The 20,544-nt window shown below is 64.6% G+C and carries 17 protein-coding genes; 4 read left to right on the top strand and 13 right to left on the bottom strand.

Annotation, left to right across the window (positions count from 1 at the left end):
- Positions 1 to 17: 17 nt before the first annotated feature.
- The 6 genes from gabT to RN01_RS23590 all read right to left on the bottom strand — a co-directional run bounded on the left by gabT (position 18) and on the right by RN01_RS23590 (position 7,930).
- A complete protein-coding gene (gabT, locus tag RN01_RS23615) occupies positions 18 to 1,280 on the bottom strand; it encodes a 4-aminobutyrate--2-oxoglutarate transaminase (RefSeq protein ID WP_017513026.1) in 1,263 nt (420 codons plus the stop codon).
- Positions 1,281 to 1,322: 42 nt separating this feature from the next.
- Positions 1,323 to 2,966, bottom strand: a complete 1,644-nt coding sequence (locus RN01_RS23610) for an ABC transporter ATP-binding protein (RefSeq protein WP_017513025.1) — start codon at positions 2,964 to 2,966, stop codon at positions 1,323 to 1,325.
- An 11-nt stretch (positions 2,967 to 2,977) separates the two neighbouring features.
- The gene (locus RN01_RS23605) at positions 2,978 to 3,817 is read right to left on the bottom strand and encodes an ABC transporter permease (RefSeq protein ID WP_011516345.1); all 840 of its coding nucleotides are present in this window, start codon (positions 3,815 to 3,817) and stop codon (positions 2,978 to 2,980) included.
- Positions 3,814 to 4,818 (bottom strand): ABC transporter permease, encoded by a 1,005-nt coding sequence (locus RN01_RS23600; RefSeq protein WP_024569757.1) that lies wholly within the window; start codon positions 4,816 to 4,818, stop codon positions 3,814 to 3,816. The genes RN01_RS23605 and RN01_RS23600 overlap by 4 nt, the downstream gene beginning before the upstream one ends.
- Before the next feature lie 67 nt (positions 4,819 to 4,885).
- The gene (locus RN01_RS23595; RefSeq protein WP_017513024.1) at positions 4,886 to 6,484 is read right to left on the bottom strand and encodes an ABC transporter substrate-binding protein; all 1,599 of its coding nucleotides are present in this window, start codon (positions 6,482 to 6,484) and stop codon (positions 4,886 to 4,888) included.
- A 102-nt stretch (positions 6,485 to 6,586) separates the two neighbouring features.
- The gene (locus RN01_RS23590; protein WP_024569758.1) at positions 6,587 to 7,930 is read right to left on the bottom strand and encodes an ArgE/DapE family deacylase; all 1,344 of its coding nucleotides are present in this window, start codon (positions 7,928 to 7,930) and stop codon (positions 6,587 to 6,589) included.
- Positions 7,931 to 8,042: 112 nt separating this feature from the next.
- Here RN01_RS23590 and RN01_RS23585 point away from each other — a divergent pair, with 112 nt between their 5' ends.
- The gene (locus RN01_RS23585) at positions 8,043 to 9,638 is read left to right on the top strand and encodes a PLP-dependent aminotransferase family protein (protein ID WP_008649629.1); all 1,596 of its coding nucleotides are present in this window, start codon (positions 8,043 to 8,045) and stop codon (positions 9,636 to 9,638) included.
- Between the two features lie 111 nt (positions 9,639 to 9,749).
- The gene (locus RN01_RS23580; protein WP_017514372.1) at positions 9,750 to 11,156 is read left to right on the top strand and encodes an FAD-binding oxidoreductase; all 1,407 of its coding nucleotides are present in this window, start codon (positions 9,750 to 9,752) and stop codon (positions 11,154 to 11,156) included.
- Between the two features lie 47 nt (positions 11,157 to 11,203).
- Here RN01_RS23580 and RN01_RS23575 read toward each other — a convergent pair whose 3' ends face one another.
- The 4 genes from RN01_RS23575 to RN01_RS23560 form a co-directional block, all read right to left on the bottom strand.
- Positions 11,204 to 11,929, bottom strand: a complete 726-nt coding sequence (locus RN01_RS23575; RefSeq protein WP_017514371.1) for an LrgB family protein — start codon at positions 11,927 to 11,929, stop codon at positions 11,204 to 11,206.
- 1 nt (position 11,930) lies between these two features.
- Entirely contained in the window at positions 11,931 to 12,422 is a 492-nt protein-coding gene (locus RN01_RS23570) for a CidA/LrgA family protein (RefSeq protein ID WP_223277316.1), read from the bottom strand.
- Between the two features lie 98 nt (positions 12,423 to 12,520).
- Positions 12,521 to 13,438, bottom strand: a complete 918-nt coding sequence (locus tag RN01_RS23565; RefSeq protein WP_008649637.1) for a LysR family transcriptional regulator — start codon at positions 13,436 to 13,438, stop codon at positions 12,521 to 12,523.
- Positions 13,439 to 13,461: 23 nt separating this feature from the next.
- A complete protein-coding gene (locus RN01_RS23560; RefSeq protein ID WP_024569761.1) occupies positions 13,462 to 14,436 on the bottom strand; it encodes an AraC family transcriptional regulator in 975 nt (324 codons plus the stop codon).
- 152 nt (positions 14,437 to 14,588) lie between these two features.
- On the opposite strand from RN01_RS23560, the gene RN01_RS23555 reads away from it, so the two are divergent.
- Positions 14,589 to 15,128 (top strand): carboxymuconolactone decarboxylase family protein, encoded by a 540-nt coding sequence (locus tag RN01_RS23555; protein WP_017513627.1) that lies wholly within the window; start codon positions 14,589 to 14,591, stop codon positions 15,126 to 15,128.
- A 54-nt stretch (positions 15,129 to 15,182) separates the two neighbouring features.
- On the opposite strand, the gene RN01_RS23550 is transcribed toward RN01_RS23555, so the two are convergent.
- Positions 15,183 to 16,421: a BamA/TamA family outer membrane protein gene (locus RN01_RS23550; RefSeq protein ID WP_017513628.1), complete on the bottom strand. Its 1,239-nt coding sequence runs from the start codon at positions 16,419 to 16,421 to the stop codon at positions 15,183 to 15,185.
- Between the two features lie 415 nt (positions 16,422 to 16,836).
- Here RN01_RS23550 and RN01_RS23545 point away from each other — a divergent pair, with 415 nt between their 5' ends.
- Positions 16,837 to 17,274: a MarR family winged helix-turn-helix transcriptional regulator gene (locus tag RN01_RS23545; RefSeq protein WP_008649643.1), complete on the top strand. Its 438-nt coding sequence runs from the start codon at positions 16,837 to 16,839 to the stop codon at positions 17,272 to 17,274.
- Positions 17,275 to 17,383: 109 nt separating this feature from the next.
- On the opposite strand, the gene RN01_RS23540 is transcribed toward RN01_RS23545, so the two are convergent.
- Both RN01_RS23540 and RN01_RS23535 read right to left on the bottom strand, forming a co-directional pair.
- The gene (locus tag RN01_RS23540; RefSeq protein ID WP_017513629.1) at positions 17,384 to 19,213 is read right to left on the bottom strand and encodes an NAD(P)-binding protein; all 1,830 of its coding nucleotides are present in this window, start codon (positions 19,211 to 19,213) and stop codon (positions 17,384 to 17,386) included.
- Positions 19,210 to 20,526 carry a cytochrome c gene (locus RN01_RS23535; RefSeq protein ID WP_017513630.1) on the bottom strand — a complete coding sequence of 439 codons (1,317 nt, stop codon included), beginning with the start codon at positions 20,524 to 20,526 and terminating at the stop codon, positions 19,210 to 19,212. Before RN01_RS23535 ends, RN01_RS23540 begins: the two co-directional genes overlap by 4 nt.
- Positions 20,527 to 20,544: the final 18 nt, after the last annotated feature.

Raw genomic sequence — 20,544 nt, 5'->3', positions numbered from 1 at the left:
TGGCTCCGTTCGGCGGGTCAGCGGGTCAGTACGTCTGCCAGGATGTCGAGGCCCTCGTTCATCACGGCGTCCTGGATGGTCAGCGGGAACAGGAAGCGAATCACGTTGCCGTACACGCCGCACGACAGCAGCAACAGGCCCTTCTCCAGCGCGCGGTTCTGCACTTCGCGGGTGAACTCCGCATCCGGGCTGCCATCGGCGCGACGGAACTCCACGGCCACCATTGCGCCGATGCCACGGACTTCGGCAATTTGCGGCACGCGCGGCTTGAGGCTGTTCAGGCGGGCCGTCAGTCGTTCGCCAAGCGCCGCGCCTCGCGCGATCAGATTCTCGGATTCGAGCACGTCGAGCACGGCCAGCGCGGACGCCACGGCCAGCGGATTGCCGGCGTAGGTTCCGCCGAGGCCGCCCGGCGCGGGCGCATCCATGATTTCGGCACGGCCACACACGGCGGAAAGCGGCATCCCGCCGGCCAGGCTTTTGGCCATCGTGGTCAGGTCCGGCGCGACGTCGTAGTGCTCCATCGCGAACAGCTTGCCCGTGCGGCCGAAACCGGTCTGGACCTCATCGGCCACCAGCAGGATGCCGTGTTCGTCGCACACGGCGCGCAGCATCCGCACGAACTCCGGCGGCGCCACGTTGAAACCGCCTTCGCCCTGCACCGGTTCGAAGATAATGGCTGCCACGCGGCGCGGGTCGATATCGGCCTTGAACAGGTGTTCGAGCGCGCGGCGCGAATCCTCCACCGTCACGCCATGCAACGCAGACGGGTAAGGCGCGTGGAAGACCTCGCCGGGGAACGGCCCGAAGCCGGTCTTGTACGGGGCCACCTTGCCAGTCAGCGCCATGCCCATCATCGTGCGGCCATGGAACCCGCCAGAGAACGCGATCACGCCGGGCCGGCCGGTGGCAGCGCGCGCGATCTTGACGGCGTTCTCTACGGCTTCCGCGCCGGTCGTGAAGAAAGCGGTCTTGCGAGCCGAGCGGCCCGGCGCGCGCTGGTTGATCTTCTCGGCCAGCTCCACATAGCTGGCGTACGGCACGATCTGGTACGCCGTATGGGTGAAGCGATTCAGTTGCGCCTGCAGCGCGGCCACCAGGCGCGGGTGGCGATGGCCCGTGTTGAGCACGGCGATGCCGGCAGCGAAGTCGATATAGCGCTTGCCCTCGACATCCCAGATTTCGCTGTTCTCGGCGCGGTCGGCGTAGAAATTGCACATCACACCTACCCCACGCGGGGTAGCGGCATCCTTGCGACGGACCAGTTCGGCGTTCTTCATTGATTGGCTCCAGTGAATTCGTGGTTCTGTGTGCGGCAGACCTCAGGCCGCGACGCGAATCAGCGTCGGGTCCCAGGTCTTGCCCGGAATGGCGTCGATCAGGCGACGGGTGTAGTCATGCTGCGGATCATCAAAAATCTGCGAGGGCGGGCCAGCTTCGACGACCCGGCCCCGGTGCATGACAATGACCTGATGGCAGATCTGCGCAGCCACGCGCAGGTCGTGCGTGATGAAGATCAGCGCGATATCGAGCCGCTTCTGCAGGTCTGCCAGCAGTTGCAGCACCTGCGCCTGTACGGAGACATCGAGCGCCGATACCGATTCGTCGGCCACCAGCAGCTTCGGCTCCAGCGCCAGGGCCCGGGCGATACCGATGCGCTGACGCTGGCCGCCCGAGAACTGGTTTGGATAGCGGTCGAACGCGGAGGCTTCCAGTCCAACCAGTTGCAGCAGTTCGCGCGCCCGCGCCTGGGCATCGGCCAGTGGCACGCCTGTGGCGACAGGGCCATCGGTGATGATGCGGCCAACCGTATGGCGCGGATTGAGCGACGCAAACGGGTCCTGAAAGATCATCTGCACGTCGCGCCGCATCGGGCGGAACTGACGCTCTGAGAGGCGCGCAATGTCCTGGCCGTCGAACAGCATCTGGCCACCGTCGACGCCGGTCAGGCGCAGCAGGCATTTGCCGATGGTCGACTTGCCCGAGCCCGATTCGCCCACGATACCGAGCGTCTCACCGCGTTTGACGCTGAACGACACGTCATCCACGGCGTGCGTCACGCGCTTCTTCGAGAACAGCCCGCCACCGGAAACGTAGGTCTTGCGCAGGTTTCGCACGTCGAGCACGGTGCGGTCGTCCGCATGGCCGCCGTCGCGCGCGCGGCCATGTGGCACGGCGCTGATCAGCCGCCGGGTATAGGGATGCTGCGGGTGATTGAGCACCTGCTGCGCAGTGCCGATCTCGACCAGCACGCCCTTCTCCATCACAGCCACGCGGTCGGCGATCTCGGCCACGACCCCGAAGTCGTGGGTTACGAACATCACGCCCATGCCTTTCTCGGCCTGGATGCGCCGGATCAGGGCCAGAATCTGCGCCTGCGTGGTCACGTCCAGCGCCGTGGTGGGCTCGTCCGCGATCAGCAACGTCGGCTCCAGTGCCAGCGCCATTGCAATCACCACGCGCTGACGCTGCCCGCCGGACAGCCGGAACGGATAGCTGTGCACCAGCGTGGCCGGATCGGGCAACCCGACGAACTCGAGCAGTTCCAGCACGCGCCGCTGGCAGGCTTCGCCCGGATAGGCGCGGTGCACACGCATGACTTCGGCGATCTGGTCACCAACGGTCATCACTGGATTCAGTGCGGACAACGGCTCCTGGAACACCATCGCCATGTCCTTGCCACGCATGCCGAGCAGCGTGGTTTCGTCCAGTTTTAGCAGGTCGCGGCCCTGGAACAGAATCTCGCCGCGCTCAGGCTTCAGGTAGCTCGGCAGCAGGCCCATGATCGCGTTGGCGCTCATCGATTTTCCCGAGCCTGATTCCCCTACGATGCAGAGGATTTCACCAGCGTGCAGGTCATACGAGATGTCCTTGACCGCGTGCGCGCGGTCGCCGCCGGCCGGTAGCGCGATGGAAAGATCGCGGATCGACAACAGCGGTTGTCGGGAGGAATTGGTCTGCGTCATCGTAGCGCTCCTTACTCGCCGCGGCGGCGCAGTTGCGGGTTCAGGGCATCGTTGAGCCCCTCCCCGATCAGATTGATCGCCAGCACCGTCAGCAGGATTGCCACGCCGGGCCAGACGCTCATCCACCAGGCTTCGCGGATCATGGTGCGCGCGGCGCCGATCATGAAGCCCCAGCTCATCATGTTGCGGTCACCAAGCCCCAGGAACGACAGCGCCGACTCGGTCAGGATGGCGGTGGCCACCATGAACGACGCCGAAACGATAATCGGCGACATCGCATTGGGCAGGATCTGCGTCAGGATGATGCGCAGCGGACGCTGGCCGATCACAATCGCGGCCTGCACGAACTCACGCTGCTTCAGCGAAAGGAACTCGCCACGCACCAGACGCGCTACTGGCGGCCACGACACGACCGAAATCGCGCCAACGATCGAGTAGATCGACGGATTGAAGATGGCCACGATCACCACTGCCATGGCCAACTGGGGAATGGTCTGGAAGAACTCGGTCACCCGCATCAGCGCGTCGTCGATCCGGCCACCGCAGTACCCCGCCACGGACCCCACGAGCACGCCGACGACCAGCGCCACCGCCGTGGAGATCACCCCGACCAGCAGCGACACGCGCGCGCCGTACAGCAGCCCGGCGGTGATATCCCGGCCCAGCATGTCCGTGCCGAACGGATAGGCCATGTCCGCGAACGGCTTCATCAGCGGTTCCGCCACCATCATCCAGGGCGACTCTTCATAAAGCATCGGCGCGACGAAGGACACCACAACCACCGCCAGCAGCACGATCAGGCCGATCATGGCGCCGTAGTTGCGGCAATAGCGCTTGAGGAACGATTTCATGCCGTGGCCTCCTTGCCGCCGATGGCGATACGGGGGTCGATGAAGCGGTAGACCACATCGGTCACCAGGTTGAAGAACACCACCAGGGCCGATGTCACGAAGAAGATGCCGAGCAGCAACTGATAGTCGCGTTGCAGCAGCGCATCGAACATCAGCCGGCCAATACCGGGCCACGAAAACACGGTTTCGGTCAGCACCGCGCCACCGGCCATCTGACCGAGCTGGATGCCAGCAAACGTGATCACGGGCAGCAGCGCGTTACGCAGCACATGCACACGAATCACGCGGCGGGCCGGCACACCCTTGGCGCGCGCGGTCTTGACGAAGTCCATGCCCATGACCTCGAGCATCGAAGCCCGCGTCAGCCGCACGTAGACAGCCATGAAGAAGCAGCCCAGCGAAATCGTCGGCAACACCAGATGGAGCGCGATATCCTGCACGCGCGCCAGTCCCGTGTATCCGGCCCCGACGCTCTCCATGCCGAAAGCAGGCAACCAGCCGAGCACCACGGAGAACAGGATGATGGCCATCAGCGAGAGCCAGAACAGCGGCGTGGCGTACAGCAGCAACGCCCCAGACATCACCGCGCTGTCAATCCAGCGCCGGCGGTTTTCGTAGCGCGTTCGCGCGGCAATTACGCCCAACAGCACCCCCATCACGATCGAGAACAGGAATGCCCCGCTCATCAGCAAGAAGGTGGCCGGCAGACGATCGAGGATCAGGTCCAGCACCGGCAGGTGGTTGCGATACGAGTAGCCGAGGTCGAGCTTCGCCACCCCCTTGAGATAGATGCCCAGTTGCGTCAGCACAGGCTGGTCCAGCCCGAACTGCTCACGCAACTGCGTCACATAGGTGGCATCGCCGGCGCCAGCTTCGCCAGCCATCACCGTGGCCGGATCGCCGGGCGCCATGCGGATCAGGAAGAAGTTGATGACGACCACGCCGATCACCACCACCAGTGCCTTGACCAGCCGGGATAGAAAGAAAGACAGAAAATTCACGATAACCTCCGCGTGCACATCCCCGCTGCTCCCCGGCAACCTGTCACCGGGGAGCCTGGCGGCGCGATCAGTTCTTCTCGATCGAGACGTTGTCGAACGACTCGTTCAGGCCAATGGCCGTGGTCACGAGGTTCTTGATGTTCTTGCGATACAACGTCGGGAATTCGATCTCGAACAGGTTGGCATTGGCCACCTCGCTCACAAGGATCTGCTGCAGTTCGCTGTAGAGCTTCTGGCGTTCCACCGGGTCCATGGTGTTGCCGCCCTTGGCCCACAGATCGTCAGCCTTCGGGTTGCTGTAGCCCTGAACGTTCGCGAACGGCGTGCCCTTGACCATGTTGCGCGTCACGTACAGACGTTCCACGCCGAGTGCCGGATCCCCGTACTGGTACGTGTAGGTCACGGTCATGTCGTAGTCCCAGTTGCTGACCCGCGACGACCACGTACCGGCGTCGGCAGACTCGATGCTGACCTTGAAGCCGATCTGCTCCAGCATCTGCTTGATGTACTCGTCCAGACGGTCCCAGTTGGCGCCGTAGGACGTGGAGAGGATCTTCACCGGATACTTGCTGACGTCCACGCCAGATGCCTTGAGTTCCTCGCGCGCCTTCTTGATGCTGAAGTCGAAGTTGGGCATGTTCTTGTCGAAGAACAGTGTGCTCGACGAGAACGGGCTGACAGCCGGCTTGCCCATGCCGAAGAAGATGTTGTCGACGATCAGCTTGCGGTTCAGCGCGTGCATCACGGCGCGGCGCACGTTCACGTTGTTGAACGGCGGCTTGCGCTCGTTGAGCAGCAGGCTCGTCATCGGCGCGAACATTTCCCAGCCCTTGGTCGTGTACTCGACGTTGGGCAGCGCGCGCAGGCGCTTGACGTCGACGTTGTCAACGTCGCCACCGCGCAGCACTTGCACGTCACCCTTCTCGAACGCCACCGCGCGCGACGCCGAGTCCGGGATCACGTAGAACACCAGTTCGTCCAGGTACGGCTTGCCCTTCTTCCAGTAGTTCGGGTTCTTGGCCAGCTTGATATAGGCGCCCTTCTTCCACTCCTTGAGCATGAACGGGCCGGTGCCCACCGGTTTCTGGTTGGCCGGGTTGTTGCGGTAGTCGGTGCCGTCGTAGATGTGCTTCGGCATCATCGGCATGGTGCCGGTTTCGAACATCGAGATAAACGGCGGGAACGGCTCCTTGAGCTTGATCTCGACGGTACTGTCGTTGACCGCGCGGATCGACGCCATGTACTTGTTGATCACGGCGCGCGTGCGCACGTGTACCTCGCGCAGCATCTTGTCGATCGAGAACACCACGTCGGCAGAGGTGAAAGGTTTGCCGTCGTGCCACTTCACGCCCTGCTGCAGTTCGAACGTGTAGGTCAGGCCATCAGGCGAGATCTGCCACGACTTCGCCAGTTCGGGGCGCGGCTTCAGGTCGGGACAATAGGTCAGCAGACCTTGATAAATCTTGCCGGCGATGTACTGCGTGGGTGCCTGCGAGTTCAGCGCGCTGACCAGGATCGGCGGCTCGGGTTGCACGATGCCGGACAGCGTGCCGCCCGTGGTCTGGGCAAGCGCGGTGCCAGCCATGAGGCTGGCGGCGGCAACAAAGGCCATCGACATCAGGCTCCCCCTGATGCGCGACTGGACGCTGGCAGTGATGCGTTTCATCGGTCGTTTCCTTTTCTTGGGACAAGCGAGGGCAACGGGCAACGCCCCACCACGTGGTGGCGCATTTGCCCAGGCGGTACAGCAACGAGGGAAAACCGGTTTCTAGGTCTGGTCGGCGGCTGGCTCTACACCGCACCAGTCGTGCATGAACTGTGCGAACGTGGTCGCCACGCGCACCATGCTTTCGATCGACACCGATTCGTCGATGCCGTGGATGTTGCGAGCTTCGGGGCCGTAGCAGGTGACGGGCGTATCGAGCGTGATGCGGAAGTGCCGGGCGTCGGTGGTAGCCGTGGTGGCCTGGCGCTTCAGCACATTGCCGTGGGCCTTGCGGTGCGCCTCGGCCAGCGCCAGCATCGGCGCGTTATCGAGATCGAATTCGCAGCCCGGCGCGTGAAAGCCTTCGTAGCGGATGTTCAGGTCAAGCGTGCTACCCAGACGCGCCAGCGAATCACGAACGCGCTGGGCAACGATGGCCTTGGCATCGTTGACATCCATCTGCGGATAGAAGCCGATGCGGATACCAAGCGTGCAGGTACACGGCACGGATGAGTTCCATTCGCCACCGTGGATCTGGCCCAGGTTGAAGTTGATCGGATGCGCGTGGTCGCGATAGGCGGCGGGCCGGTTCTCCGGCAGGTTCCATTCGGTTTCGAGGCAACGCAGGTCCTCCATCACCGCGATGCCAGCCTCCACGGGATTGACGCCGGTGGTCATGTACGCGGCGTGGGCGGGGCGGCCCGTCAATTCCACATACATCCAGAACACACCCATCTGCGCGCTCATCAGGGCTTCGCCCAGCGGCTCCGGGATCAGCACCGTGTCGAACGAAGCGAGCTTGCCCGCGCCCACCGCGCTACGCAGCGAAGCCACCGTGGCCAGCGCGCCGTTGCCGGTGCTCTCTTCTTCCAGCACGCCGTTGAATCCGACGTTGCCGGCAGGCTGCACACCCAGTTCCTTCAGTGCCTTGAACGCGGCCAGCGCGCAGACGATACCCGCCTTCATGTCACCTGCGCCGCGGCCATAGAGCCAGCCATCCTCGACATACGACTTGAACGGTGACTCGCGCCACATCGAATCGGGGCCGGTTGGCACCACGTCGAGGTGACCATTGAACAGTACCGAGCGGCCACCGCGTTCGCGCGGACGATGGGTGGCCAGCAGGTTGTAGCGCCCACCATCGGGACAACACGGCGTGGAGAACAGCGGCATGTCTTTCAGCTGCGCCGTGTTCAGGACGATGCGTTCCGACTCCAGTCCAAGCTCGCGCAGCGCACCGTCCATGAAGTCCACCGCGGGCTGCTCCGCACCCGACGGGCTCTCAGCTGCCACGAAGTCACTCAGGGTTTTCACCATGTACGGCGTGAGTGCGCGCACGGCATCGGCAATCGCCTGCGTGGTGAGCGTTGTCGATTCAGGAAACGCAACGGTGGCTGCATTCGGCATGGGGGCTCCGCGATGGGGACATCGAAAAAAAACAGCATCAGCACGGATGGAAAATTATCCGATGGTTGGTACCATCGGTAGGTCCATATCCTGTTTTTTTCCCGGAGCCACTTTGAAAGAGACCATTCTTTCCGACCTGCTGCTTCAGCGACTTGAGCGCCCCGCTGGTGCAGTCACCGGCAAATCGGGCGAGCATATGAACCGACAGCTCTACGCCATCATCCGTCAGGAGATCCTTGCAGGTGCTGTGCCAGCGGGCAGCAAGCTGCCGGCGTCGCGCCTGCTGGCCAAGGAAATCGGTGTCTCGCGCAACACCGTCCTGTATGCGTACGAGCAGTTATTGGCCGAAGGCTATGTGACCGCATCCACCGGAAGTGGCACCTTCGTGTCGCATACCGTTCCCGACCATCGTGCATTGCACAACGGGAGTGCGACGAATGGCACCATCACTGTGCCCGCAGTGCAGCAACACCCAAACCGATTCGCGCTGTCGCGAAGGGGGCAGCATCTGGTGTCCCACGCCAGCGCGTCGGATCGCCAATGGGGCGCGTTCGTCGCGGGCGTGCCTGATGTCTCGCTGTTTCCGCACGCGGTCTGGGCGCGCCTGCTGAACAAGCACTGGCGCAATCCAAGTCCGCAGTTGCTGACGTACGCGCATCACGGCGGCTACCTGCCGCTGAAGAAGCTGCTGGCCGAACACCTGCGTCTAGTGCGTTCCGTGCGCTGCGAGCCGGACCAGATCATCCTGACCACCGGCATTCACCAGGCCGTGGACCTGACCACCCGGCTGCTGGCCGACCCCGGCGACAAGGCATGGATGGAGGATCCCGGCTACTGGGGCACACGCAGCCTGCTGGCAAGCGCGGGCGTGGAGCCAATCCCGGTACCGGTCGACGACGAAGGGATCGCGCCAAGCCCCGCGACGCTACAGAATCCGCCACGCTTCATCTTCGTCACGCCTTCGCACCAGTATCCGCTCGGCATGATGATGAGCCTCTCGCGCCGGCGCATGTTGCTCGAATACGCGCGGCAGCGCGGTGCATGGATCATCGAGGACGACTACGACAGCGAGTTCCGTTTCGAAGGCAGACCGGTGGCGTCGTTGCAGGGGCTCGACGACAACGATCGCGTGATCTACATGGGCACGTTCTCGAAGACGCTCTTCCCAGGCATACGCATGGGCTTCATGGTGTTGCCCAAGCCGCTGGCGCCCCACTTCGCCACTGGGCTTTCCGAGCTCTATCGCGAAGGCCAGCTCGTGCAGCAGGCGGTGCTGGCGGACTTCATCGAGGAAGGCCACTACGCCACGCATATCCGCCGGATGCGCCAGCGGTACGCGCAGCGCCAGGCGCTGTTACGCGAAGCCATCGCCGACCGCTTCGGCGCCGACTGGCCCACATCCACGCATGAGGCCGGCCTGCACATGGTGATGCATCTGCCGCGTGGCGCCGATGATCTCGGCATCAGCATGGCCGCACGCACGCAGGGGCTGTCGGCCCGGCCGCTATCGCGCTACTACAGCGAGGGGGCAGCGACGCAACAAGGGCTGCTGCTCGGCTACGCGTGCGTGCCCGAAGCCGAGATCGGTCCGGCCTTTCGCAAACTGGCCGAAGTCATCGAGCCGGCGCTGGAACATCTGGCACGCACCCAGGAGCCGCCAAAACCGATTGCCGCGAGGATCAATGCAGAAGCGTGGAGCGGCGCTTGATGTCTGGTGCCATCACGAAGGTGACGAATGGCACTTTACGTTGCCGTGATGGATTCCTACGATCAGGTTTTGTCGCGCGGCATACGCTGACCCATTCCATTCCGCTACTCGATGTCCAATACACCTGCCCTCCTTTCCGAACTCGCCGCGATCCTTGACCCTGCCGGCCTGCAAACCGGCGACGCCATCGACACACGCTTCCGCAAGGACTGGTACGCGCCGCTGGGTAACCCGCCGCTGGCCGTCGTGCGGCCGCGTACGACGGCAGATGTCGCGGCCATCCTTGCCGCATGCCACAGGCATGGCCAGCCAGTCGTTCCCCAGGGAGGGCTGACTGGCCTGGCGTCTGCCGCGACGCCCGGGCAAGGCGAGGTCGTGCTATCCCTCGAGCGGATGCGTGGCGTCGAGGAGATCGACGAGCAGGCTGGCACGATGACGGTCTGGGCGGGTACCACGCTGCAGGCGGCACAAGAAGCCGCGCGCACGGCCGGATGGTTGCTGGCGGTGGATCTCGGCGCACGCGGCAGCTGTCAGGTCGGCGGCAATATCGCCACCAATGCGGGCGGCAATCGCGTGATTCGGTACGGCATGATGCGCGACCAGGTACTCGGGATTGAAGTCGTGCTGGCCGATGGCACCGTGCTGACATCGCTGAACAAGATGCTCAAGAACAACGCTGGCTACGACCTGCGCCAGATTTTCGTCGGCAGCGAAGGTACGCTCGGCGTGATCACACGCGCGGTCCTGCGGCTCGCGCCACTGCCGTCTACCACGCAGACGGCGCTCTGCGCGCTGAACAGTTTCGACGATGTGGTGCGTCTGCTGCGCCATGCGCAGCGCGCGCTTTCCGGCCGTGTCTCTGCCTTCGAAGCTATGTGGGCCGACTACTACGCGCTAGTCACCACGCGCGTTCCGGGCGTACGCGCACCGCTTGCGGCAGGGCATCCGTTCTATGTGCTGCTCGACCTGCAAGGCAGCGACGCCGATGCCGATGCCGCCGCGTTCGAACGGATGCTGGAAGGTGCGATGGAAGACGGCCTGATTGTCGATGCTGCGGTGGCCGCGAGTGGTAAGGAAGCAGAGAGCTTTTGGAAGTTGCGCGATGCGGTGGCCGAGTTTCCACAAATGTGGGCACCCAACGCGGCCTTCGACGTCAGCCTGCCGATTGGCAGCATCGGGCGGTTCGCCGACGCACTGCGTAGCGCCATCCTGGAACGATGGCCGAGCGCCGAACTCGTGAACTTCGGACACGTCGGCGACAGCAATCTGCACTTCAGCGTGCACCTGCCCGGGGTAGACGCGGCGGCGTTCCCAGAAGCCGAGATCGACGCGGTAGCCTATGCCATCGTTCGCGAGTTCGCCGGGAGCGTGTCGGCGGAGCACGGCATCGGCATCCACAAGAAGCCCTACCTCGGCAACTCGCGCACACCTGAGGAGCTGGCGCTGATGCGCACAATCAAGGCAGCCCTCGACCCGAAGGGGATTCTGAACCCCGGGCGGGTATTCGATCCTGCCTGAGATGAACTACGGGTCGACCATCGCCGTCGACCTGAAACCAGCGAGCCTCAGCCCACCAACGCCGTAACCCAGCCCGTCAAGGTTGGCCCGGCGATGACCATCAGCACGCCGGCCAGCACCATCGTCAGGCTGGCGACCACACCCTCTTCGGCGTGACGTTGCCGGGCGCGCGCGGTGCCGAAACCATGCGCGGCCGTGCCAAGCGATGCGCCCTGCGCCACGGGCGAGCGCAGTCGCAGCAGGCCGAGCACCGTGTCCCCGACGATCATGCCGGCAAGTCCGGTCATTACGGTGAACAGCGACACCAGTTCGGCGGACCCGCCCGTATGCGCGACGACGGCCACAGCAAACGGCGTGGACACGGAACGCGCCATCAGGCTGCTCGACACCTCGCTGCTGAAATGAAATGCCTCGGCCAGCAGCCGCGCGCTGAGCATCGCCACCAGCATCCCGGCGATCACGCCAAGTGCCAGCGCGATCCAGTGACGGCGCACGATCTCGCGGTGTTCATAGATCGGCACGGCGAACGCGATCGTGGCCGGTCCGAGCAGCCAGACCATCCACCGGGTATCGGCGACGTACTCGGCGTAGGGAATGCCGGTGATCAGCAGCAGCGCAATGGTCAGCGCCGGCACGACGATGGCCGGCGACAGCCAGATCCGTGGCAGGCGCTGGTACAACGGCTTGACAGCGAAGTACAGCGCGACGGTCCATGCCAGGCAGAGAAACGACGCCAGGGACGGGGCCAGATGCAAGCCGGAGAGCGCAGGCATCTCACTGTTCTCCGTTCGAGCGCGCCCGCACCAGCCGCGCCTCCAACTGCGCCTCCAGCCGGCAGCCGGCATGGACCGCCAGCGCCGTGGCGGCCATAACGAGCACCGTGCCTGCCGTCACGGCGATGACCAACTGGACGCCCTCGCGCCGGAACAGCGGCAAATAGTTGATCACGGCCACCACGCACGGGATGAAAAACAGCACCAGCTCGCCAAGCAGCCAATTGGCCCCATCCTTGACCCAGCCGACCTGAAAGCGGCCGGAGAGCAACAGGACCAGCACCGCCAGCAGCCCCAGCACCCCTGGCGACATCGACCACCCGAACGCCCGGGTGAGCGAATCGGCGGCAAACCAGACGGCGAGGAGCCCGCCAACTTGCGTGAGCGTGCGCAGGTGGCGCGAGCCGGCAGGTATGGCGGACGTGGCGGAACTGGCAGAAGACGGGGGCGTGGAGGCGGGGGCGGACATGGCGGTGGGCAGCAAACCTGACATGCGCCAATTATTCGCCGAGATCGTGCACAACGACAGGCCGCAAATCCGCATCGGTTGTGCAAAGATGCACAACCTCACCCTTTCACTACAGTGACCGATCAGCCCGTACCGTCGAGGAACAGCCCGGTATTCGCCTCGACTTCCTCGGCGATAAAGTTGGCCACGGCACGCACATGCGCCGATTTCCAGTGGTCTTCGTGAACGTGCATGTGGAAGGTGCGCGTCACGGCCACGGCATCGGGCAGCACCGGCACCAGCGCGGGGAAATCCGCGGCCACGTAAGCCGGGATGATGCAGAGGCAATGTCCGGAGAGCGTGGCGTGAACCTGGGTCAGCAGGTTCGTGCAGCGCACACGCGCCGGAAGCTCGACGCCGACCGCGCCGGAAAAGCTTAACTCGGGCGAGAACAGCAATTCCTCCACGTAGCCGACGAAGGGATGCTGCGCGAGGTCTGCCTTGGTACGAATCTGCGCAGCGCGCTTCAGGTACGACTTCGTCCCGTAGACGAACATGCGGTAGTCGGTCAGTCGGCGCGACGCCACACGCAGATGCTCCGCGCCCGACAGGCCGATGGCGATATCGGCTTCGCGGCGGGTCAGGCTGAAGATCCGGGCGGCGGCGAAGATTTCCACCTCGAGCCTGGGGTGCCGTTCGGTCAGCGCATGGATGCGCGGCGCCAGGAACATGCTGCCGAAGCCATCGGGCGCGCCGATCCGCACGATGCCGGCGATCTCCTGCTCGCCAGCCGCTGCGGCCTTCGAGGCAAGTAGCGCGCCTTCGATCGTCTCAGCGGTGGCCAGCAGCCGCTCGCCCGCATCGGTCAACGCATAGCCCGTATGGCTCTTGTGAAACAGGCGCGTATTGAGCGTTCGCTCAAGTGCGTGGATATGGCGTGCCACCGTCGTGTGCTCTGTGCCGAGTTGCTCGGCAGCCGCGGAGAGCGTGCCCGACCGGGCAACGGCCAGGAAGTACCGGTAGTCGTCCCAGTTGTCATTGGGTCTGGTCGCGGAGGGCATTCGTCAATCCATCCAGTTGAAGTCTACTCAGTAATGGGGTCTCGGGCGCCAAGGCGCAGCGCGCGATGCTGCCGCCGGTATGCGCCCGGCCCGATGCCGAACTGCTGCGTGAAAACACGGCCGAACGCCGCCTGTGACGCATATCCACACTGTTCGGCCACGGCCGCCGCCGACAGGCCATCCTGACGCAGCAGCCGCGCGGCGCGTTCCATGCGCAGCGTCGTCACCAGTTCCAGCGGCGTCATGCCCAGTTGCGAGAAGCGACGCGCCAGCGTGGCGCGTGACACGTTGCAAACCTGAGCGAGGCTATCGAGCGTCCACGGCTTCTCGGGCGCGCGTACCACGGCGTCGACGGCGCGTGCCATCCGAGGGTCCGCCATCAAGGCAATGACGCCCTGCGAAACACCCCCTTGGGCGATCAGCGTGCGCAGCAGCACGGTAAACAGCGCGGTCGAGAGATCGGCGATGATCGCAGCGCTACCCGGGCCGGGGCGCTCCGCTTCCGCATGCATCATGCCGATCAGGCCGCGCAGCCAGGCCAGATCGTCCCCCCCACCCTCACCCTCACCCTCACCATCGCCGTTGCCTCTTGTGCCGACGCACAGCATCTCCGGCAACGCGCTCAGCAGAACCTTGGACGCGCTGCCAAGCACGAACGTGCCGCACAGGATGTCGAGCGGCGCCGCCGCGCCCGGTACCGACACTTCCGTCACCACCCCGTTGAACTGTCGCGACTCCGCCGCCCTGCGCCGGCCGCCCTGCATGCCATGCAGCGTATGGGCGGCGCCGTGCGGAAACAGCAGCACATCGCCCATGCCAACCTGCAGCGTCTCCTTGCCCACCTGCACGCTGGCCTGCCCATCCAGGATCACGTGATACGGCACATGACCGGGTGGCGCCTGTTCATTGTGGGCCGACCACGCGCCCGCCACGCGGCAATGGAGGTCCACCGTGCCGGCTGGGGCCAGCAGGCGCACGAGTTCGCTAAGGCTGTCCATGGAGCACGCCCCGACGTGAGACGATCGAGCAAAAAGATGAGCCGATTCTAATCCATCAGAATCGCACTCGCACCTACCATGGAGTCCATGGAAGCGTTGCTACATACCGGCGCCTCCGAACCCCGATACCCGTGACACGAAGGAGAAAGACCATGACCACCCGCCTGCATACCATCGCCGTCCAGGACGCCACCGGCCAGACCGCCGAACTTTTTGGCGCGCTCCGCGGGGCGATCGGCAAGGTGCCGAACGCCTACGCCACAATCGGCAGCAATGCGCCGGCGGTGCTCGCGCAAGCGCTGCAGACGAATGCGGCGCTCAAGAAGGGCAACCTGTCGGCGCGTGAACTGGAAGCCATCAATCTCTCCGTGAGCGAGCACAGCGGTTGTGACTACTGTCTGGCCGCACATACGCTGACGGGCAAGATGGCCGGCTATACGGGCGATCAGATGCGCCAGCTCCGTCGGGGCAGCTACCCAGAGGATGCAAAGATTGACGCGCTAACCCACTTCGCGGTGGAACTGGTAAGCACGCGCGGCACGGTACCGGCTGCAAGCTTGGAGGCAGTACGCGCCGCTGGCTACAGCGATGGGCAGATCGTCGAGGCCATTCAGGCCATCAGCGCGATCCTGTTCACCAACATGATCAATCGCGTCAACGACACAACCCTGGACTTCCCGGCCGTGGCATAAGGAAGCGGGCCCGTATGGGCCCGTTTCAGCATCCGTGGCGTCGCGCTTGCCCGGCTAGTGCCACGCGCTGCCCACCTGGATATAGAACGCATTCTGGTCGCGGCTGTGCGCCACGTCGATACCCATCGACAGGCCCAGCTTGCGGGCGATCATGTAGCGGAAACCGCCACCGACGCTGACCACGGTGGACGCATCGGAGAAATCGTTCCACCGCCCGTACGCCTTGCCCGCGCCGGAGAACGCCAGCAGCGACCAGCGCGGCGTGACGTCCCAGCGCAGTTCGACTTCGGTCATCACGGCATTGCGGTCCTGATAGCGTCCCTTCTGCACACCGCGCAGGTCCACATAGGGCTGCGCGTAGAACGGCACATCACCCGAGGAGAAACGCGTATCGCCGCGCAGGCCGAGGATCAGCGTGCGAGCCACCGGAATCCACGTGAAGCCACGCGCGTTGTACATGTCGAATGTCTGTGTGCTGCCGAAGCCAGCTCGCGCGAACTGCGCTTCCAACTCGGCGTAGCTGCCCTTGTTCGGATAGAAAATGTTGTCGCGCGAGTCGTAGTCGATGACGATACCGCCCTTGCCGATACGCTGGTCGCGCTCGAAGCTGCCCAGTTCCTGCGCCGAATTGCCGAACTTGAACGTCGCGGACGTATCGGCAAATACGTAGCGCGGACCGATAAACCAGTGCGTGTCGCCCACCCGGATCAGCACCTGCTGCACCAGCGCGAAGCCGCTCAGCTCATAGGATCGCGGCTGGTTCGAGACACCGAAGTACTCGAGATTGGCGTCCACCTTGCCGATACCGCCCAGATAACGGATGCGGTCGCCATCCCAGGTGTGGAAATGCCCGAAGCCGGCCGCCCACGTGCCGTTATCGGTATAGGCACCGCCCAGCACCGTGATATTCGGCGGTGCCGGCCCCTTGCCGCTGGCCCGGGCCTCGGCGGCGGCATCCGCCATGGATTCGGAGAAAAACAGCAGCCCGAGCCCGAAGCCGTAACCCACCGCCGGTTCGGTGATGATCGTCGGCACCGGCAGCGCGCCCTTGTGATTGAGCAGGAAGTCGCTCATGTCGAGCTTGCCGTCTTCCGGATCGAAGAACGTCAGTTTCTTCTTTGCCGGAGGCTGCATCTGGTCCGCCGGCTTGGCGGATTCGGACGGTTTTGCGGATTCCGCCTGCGATTGCGATTGCGATTGGCCGGGATCTTCAGGCTGAGCCTGTCCATAAACCGGCGATCCGGCGGCGGCAGCCAGCAGCGCCAATGCAGATATCAGAATCGCGCGCGTCATTTTCCAGATGTCATATTGAAACCGGCAACGACGGTCCTCTGCGGGACACCGCGGGACACCGCCCCCTTACTCAGTTTGGCGGGGTCGAATAGAGTGACACTTCGATCCCTTTTTCTGATTTATCCGCGACTGTACCGGAGCAACGCGCCCGACGCGGCGCTATGCGTGATGAACTTTCTCGTCCGCAGAGTTTAGATTTTCTTCCCCGCGCACCTTTTCGAATACCCCAATTGGGGCATTTCCAATGACCGGACATCCGCGCCAGACGGCGGTTTTGGGAAATCGCACTCAATTTCATTTCTTCTACATCGACTCACAACAAAACTAAATTCCCATTCTGTCGCGAATTCGCCAGACTTCTTTTCGGCAAGTGTCTGCATCACAAGTCTCTCGATCATCGAAAAAGGACACGATAGTGAAACACTACACACCCGAGAACTTCCATCTCACCCAAAGCATTGGTTTCCACCTGAACAAGGCACGCAACAGCCTGCTTCTGGAAATGGATTCCGCATTGCGTCCCTTGGATATCAACGGGCAACAGATGGGTATCCTGCTGGCGCTGACCCGCGGCATGGCGGGCACGCCGTTTGAGATCAGCAAGCTGCTCGGCATCGACAGCGGCCTGATGACGCGCATGCTCGACCGGCTCGAGGAAAAAGGCCTGCTGGAACGCAGCCGCAGCATCGACGACCGTCGCGTGGTGAATCTGACCCTGACCTCCAAGGGCAGACTGGTTTCGGCAGAGATCCCGTCGATCGCACCGGAAGTGCTGAATGAGCGACTGAAGGCATTCACGCCCGAAGAGTTCGACGAATTCCGGCGCCTGCTGCAGAAATTTGTTATGGGTTGACCACATCTGGCGAGTTGCGCGCGCGACCGGCCAGGTCGTGCGCCGGCTGCGCCTGGCGTCAGCGCATGACGGACGCAGGCCGCCGCGCTGCCCCGCCCCCCACACTCACTCAGGCCTTGGGATTGAGAGACCCCACCGCCCGCATTGACTGCTCGATCGCCGCGGTTACCGACGGGCTCCCGGCCGTATCGGCCCCCGCGATGCGGATGTTCCCCACACCCCGCCCAGCCTGCTCCAGCGCAACTTGCAGGTTTGCGTCGTCGGGCGCGAGCCTGGATGGCATGTAGCTGTATCCGTGCGCCCAGCGATTGACGGTAATGCCCTGGATGTCCCGGGCTGACTTGAATCCACCCGCCGCCAGCATACGGTCTAGCTGGGCGCGGATGTCGCGCTCGAGCACCTCGAACGGCGTGCCAAGCAGAAAGGCACGACCGGCGCGGAACCGCTCGCGGGCCGACATGCCGCTATCGGGCACGGTCGGCACATAGAGCATGTGGAGCACCACCGGGTCATCCTTGCCGCCCGGCGCGGATTCGAGCCAGAGGTCCGAGTAGGCCATGGTCGGCGCATGGATCCGCCACGCTTTCAGCGCATCGAACGCACGCCAGTTGTCGAGCGCCACCTTGGTGTAAACGAGCGGCGCCTTCACACACGCGCGCAGCGCGGCCTTGGCCGGCGCCGGCAAGGAAGGCAGGATGAACGGCACCATCATGTCGTAGCCGGCCACGACGACGTGCGCGGCTTCCACGCGTTGCAGGTTGCCCTGCCACCCGTAGGTCACGCGCGTGATCCGCACGTCCGGTTCGATCGCGATGGCGGTGCTGTTCAAACGGATACGCACCGGATTCCCTTCCCGGTCGAGCTTGCCGTAGTCGAAACGCGCGCCGACGATATCCCCCCCCTGCGCCGCCACGCCTGGCACCAGCCTGCTTACCAGCGCGCGCGCCAGTGTGGCATTGCCGTCCGGGAACCAGAGCCGCGACGCCGGTGACTTGCCCAGCCTCGGGTCGATCGCCGGGGCGGCCATGCCGGCACCGGCCGGCAATCCGATCGAGATGGCCTGCGCCACCGTAATGCCGTCGGCATCGAGCGCGTAGGCGTCCTGGCTGCGACTACGCAGGAACCGCAGCCCCGGTAGCCCTAGTCCAGCCTTCTCGCGCAAAAACACCGCATAGCGCGTGGATTGCGCGTAACGGGCGCGCGCCTCGCCAGCCATGCCTGGCAGATAGTCGGTCTCACCTTGCGCCAGACGCTGAAGCGCCTGCCGGTCGGCTGGCGGCAACGGCGCGGCGTTCAGGAAGGCGCCCAGATCTTCCGGTGCTGGACGCACGCCAGCATTGCGCGCGTCGACCAGCGCCGCGAACGGATCGCCAGCCAGCCACTGATCGCGCCCAAAATGTTCGGCATCGAAGAACACAGCACGCCCAAGGCCGCGCCGCGCATAGTCGTCCCCGGGGCGCGCCTGGATCGTCGGCGCCAGGTCGAGCCCCGCCAGCAATGCCCGCACGGCCGCGTTGTCGCTGGCCGACGGCGGCATCTCGGCGCTGCCGCCGTAGGTAACCAGCGTGCGGCCACGTACCGTGAACTCGTTCCGCTTGGCGTGACCGCCGAAGTCATCGTGGTTGTCGAGGATCAGGATGCGCGCGTTGCCACCGAAGCGTTGCTGGTAGAACCATGCCGCAGCCAACCCACCGATGCCGCCACCCACCACCACCAAGTCATAAGATTCGCGCGCCAGCACGCCTGGATACTTCGCACCCTCCCGCGCCAGGCTATGCGCGAGCGTAAACGTGCCGGGGTGGTTGCCGCGCAGGCCGGTCAGCGCGGGAGGATAGCCAGGGCCTTGCGCCTCCGCAGCACGCAACAGGCTGGCCGGCGCGAGCCCGGCGGCAATCGTCAGCGCCGTACCATTCAGGAAGTCTCTGCGAGTAATGGTCATCGTGCGTTCGTCGCCTGCTTTCCTGTTGCCTTGCGGCGTTCCGCCACGGCTTGCGCCGTCACGGGCGCGGCGCGATTCCCCCAGCTGCTGCGGATGAAGGTCAGCAAATGTGCCAGTTCCTGGTCTTCCATGGTCCAGCCATAGCCGGGCATGTGGTAGTCCGTGGGCGCGGTGTTGACCCGTGCCGTGACGGCGCCGTTAAGCAGCAGGTTCACCAGCGATGCGGGATTCGGGTCCACCACCGTCGGGTTGCCGGCCAGTGGCGGAAATACCCGCTCATAGCCCTTGCCGCTGGCGTTGTGGCACGGCATGCAGTAGGTCGCGTACTGGCGCGCGCCGGCGGTATCGAACCGGCCCTGTTCGAGTTGCGTGGCGACGGTCGCGTCATAACGGAACGGCTCAGCCTCCCGGCGCGCGCCCGGGATCGACTTGAGATAGGTCGCCACGGCGTCAAGATCGCCGGGGGTCATGTACTGGGTTGACGAGGCAATGACCGTCGACATCGGCCCGAACGACGTGGCATGGGCGTTGCGCCCCGTGTGCAGGTACTCGACGATCTCCGCCAGCGACCAGGCGCCGAGCCCGGTCAGCATGTCGCCGGTCAGGTTCGTGGCCGACCACCCCTCGACCGTTGCGCCGGACAGAAAGTCGCGGCTGCGTGTATCGGTCCCTTTCTCGCCGAACAGCGTGCCACGCGGGGTATGACAGGCGCCGCAGTGCGCCACGGCCTGGACGAGATAAGCGCCGCGATTCCATGCCGCGCCCCGGTCCGCGCTCGCCGGTATCGGCCCTTCCTCCAGATGAAGCAGGTTCCACGGCACCATGAGCCACCGCATGCTGTATGGCCAGCGCATCTGCGCATCACGATTGGTCTGCGCTACCGGCTTGACCTCGGCGCGCAGCCACGCATACACGGCGGCCACGTCGTCCCGCGTCATACGCGCGTACGACGGATACGGCATGGCGGGATACAGGCGCCGGCCGTCACGGGCCACGCCGCGCCGCACGGCACGGTCGAAGTCGTCGAGCGAATAGCGGCCCAAGCCGGTACTGGCCTCAGGCGTGATATTGGTGGAGTAGACGGTGCCGGCGCCCGTCTGAAGTGGCAACCCGCCGGCCATCGGCGCCCCGCCCTCGGCGGTGTGACAGGCAACGCAATTGGCGACGCGCGCCAGGTAGCGGCCGCGCTCTACCTGCGCCTGGGAAGCAGTGGGCGGCGCCGCCCATGCGGTGCTCACCGACAGCCACGTCATCCATGCCAGCCATCCGATTGCGAATCCACGCATCGCGGTACCGTTCTTGTTGTGATGCACCTCGGGGACACCGCATTG

Source organism: Cupriavidus sp. SHE (assembly GCF_000812445.1).
GTDB classification, from domain to species: domain Bacteria; phylum Pseudomonadota; class Gammaproteobacteria; order Burkholderiales; family Burkholderiaceae; genus Cupriavidus; species Cupriavidus metallidurans.
Note: the sequence above shows the minus strand (reverse complement) of the source record. Positions and strands in the feature narration are given on the sequence as shown.

Bases quoted from the DNA above. Each gene is read 5' to 3' on its own strand.
- gabT (WP_017513026.1), bottom strand. From the start codon at position 1,280: ATGAAGAACGCCGAACTGGTCCGTCGCAAGGATGCCGCTACCCCGCGT.
- RN01_RS23610 (WP_017513025.1), bottom strand. From the start codon at position 2,966: ATGACGCAGACCAATTCCTCCCGACAACCGCTGTTGTCGATCCGCGAT.
- RN01_RS23605 (WP_011516345.1), bottom strand. From the start codon at position 3,817: ATGAAATCGTTCCTCAAGCGCTATTGCCGCAACTACGGCGCCATGATC.
- RN01_RS23595 (WP_017513024.1), bottom strand. From the start codon at position 6,484: ATGAAACGCATCACTGCCAGCGTCCAGTCGCGCATCAGGGGGAGCCTG.
- RN01_RS23590 (WP_024569758.1), bottom strand. From the start codon at position 7,930: ATGCCGAATGCAGCCACCGTTGCGTTTCCTGAATCGACAACGCTCACC.
- RN01_RS23580 (WP_017514372.1), top strand. From the start codon at position 9,750: ATGTCCAATACACCTGCCCTCCTTTCCGAACTCGCCGCGATCCTTGAC.
- RN01_RS23575 (WP_017514371.1), bottom strand. From the start codon at position 11,929: ATGCCTGCGCTCTCCGGCTTGCATCTGGCCCCGTCCCTGGCGTCGTTT.
- RN01_RS23570 (WP_223277316.1), bottom strand. From the start codon at position 12,422: ATGTCAGGTTTGCTGCCCACCGCCATGTCCGCCCCCGCCTCCACGCCC.
- RN01_RS23565 (WP_008649637.1), bottom strand. From the start codon at position 13,438: ATGCCCTCCGCGACCAGACCCAATGACAACTGGGACGACTACCGGTAC.
- RN01_RS23560 (WP_024569761.1), bottom strand. From the start codon at position 14,436: ATGGACAGCCTTAGCGAACTCGTGCGCCTGCTGGCCCCAGCCGGCACG.
- RN01_RS23555 (WP_017513627.1), top strand. From the start codon at position 14,589: ATGACCACCCGCCTGCATACCATCGCCGTCCAGGACGCCACCGGCCAG.
- RN01_RS23550 (WP_017513628.1), bottom strand. From the start codon at position 16,421: ATGACGCGCGCGATTCTGATATCTGCATTGGCGCTGCTGGCTGCCGCC.
- RN01_RS23540 (WP_017513629.1), bottom strand. From the start codon at position 19,213: ATGACCATTACTCGCAGAGACTTCCTGAATGGTACGGCGCTGACGATT.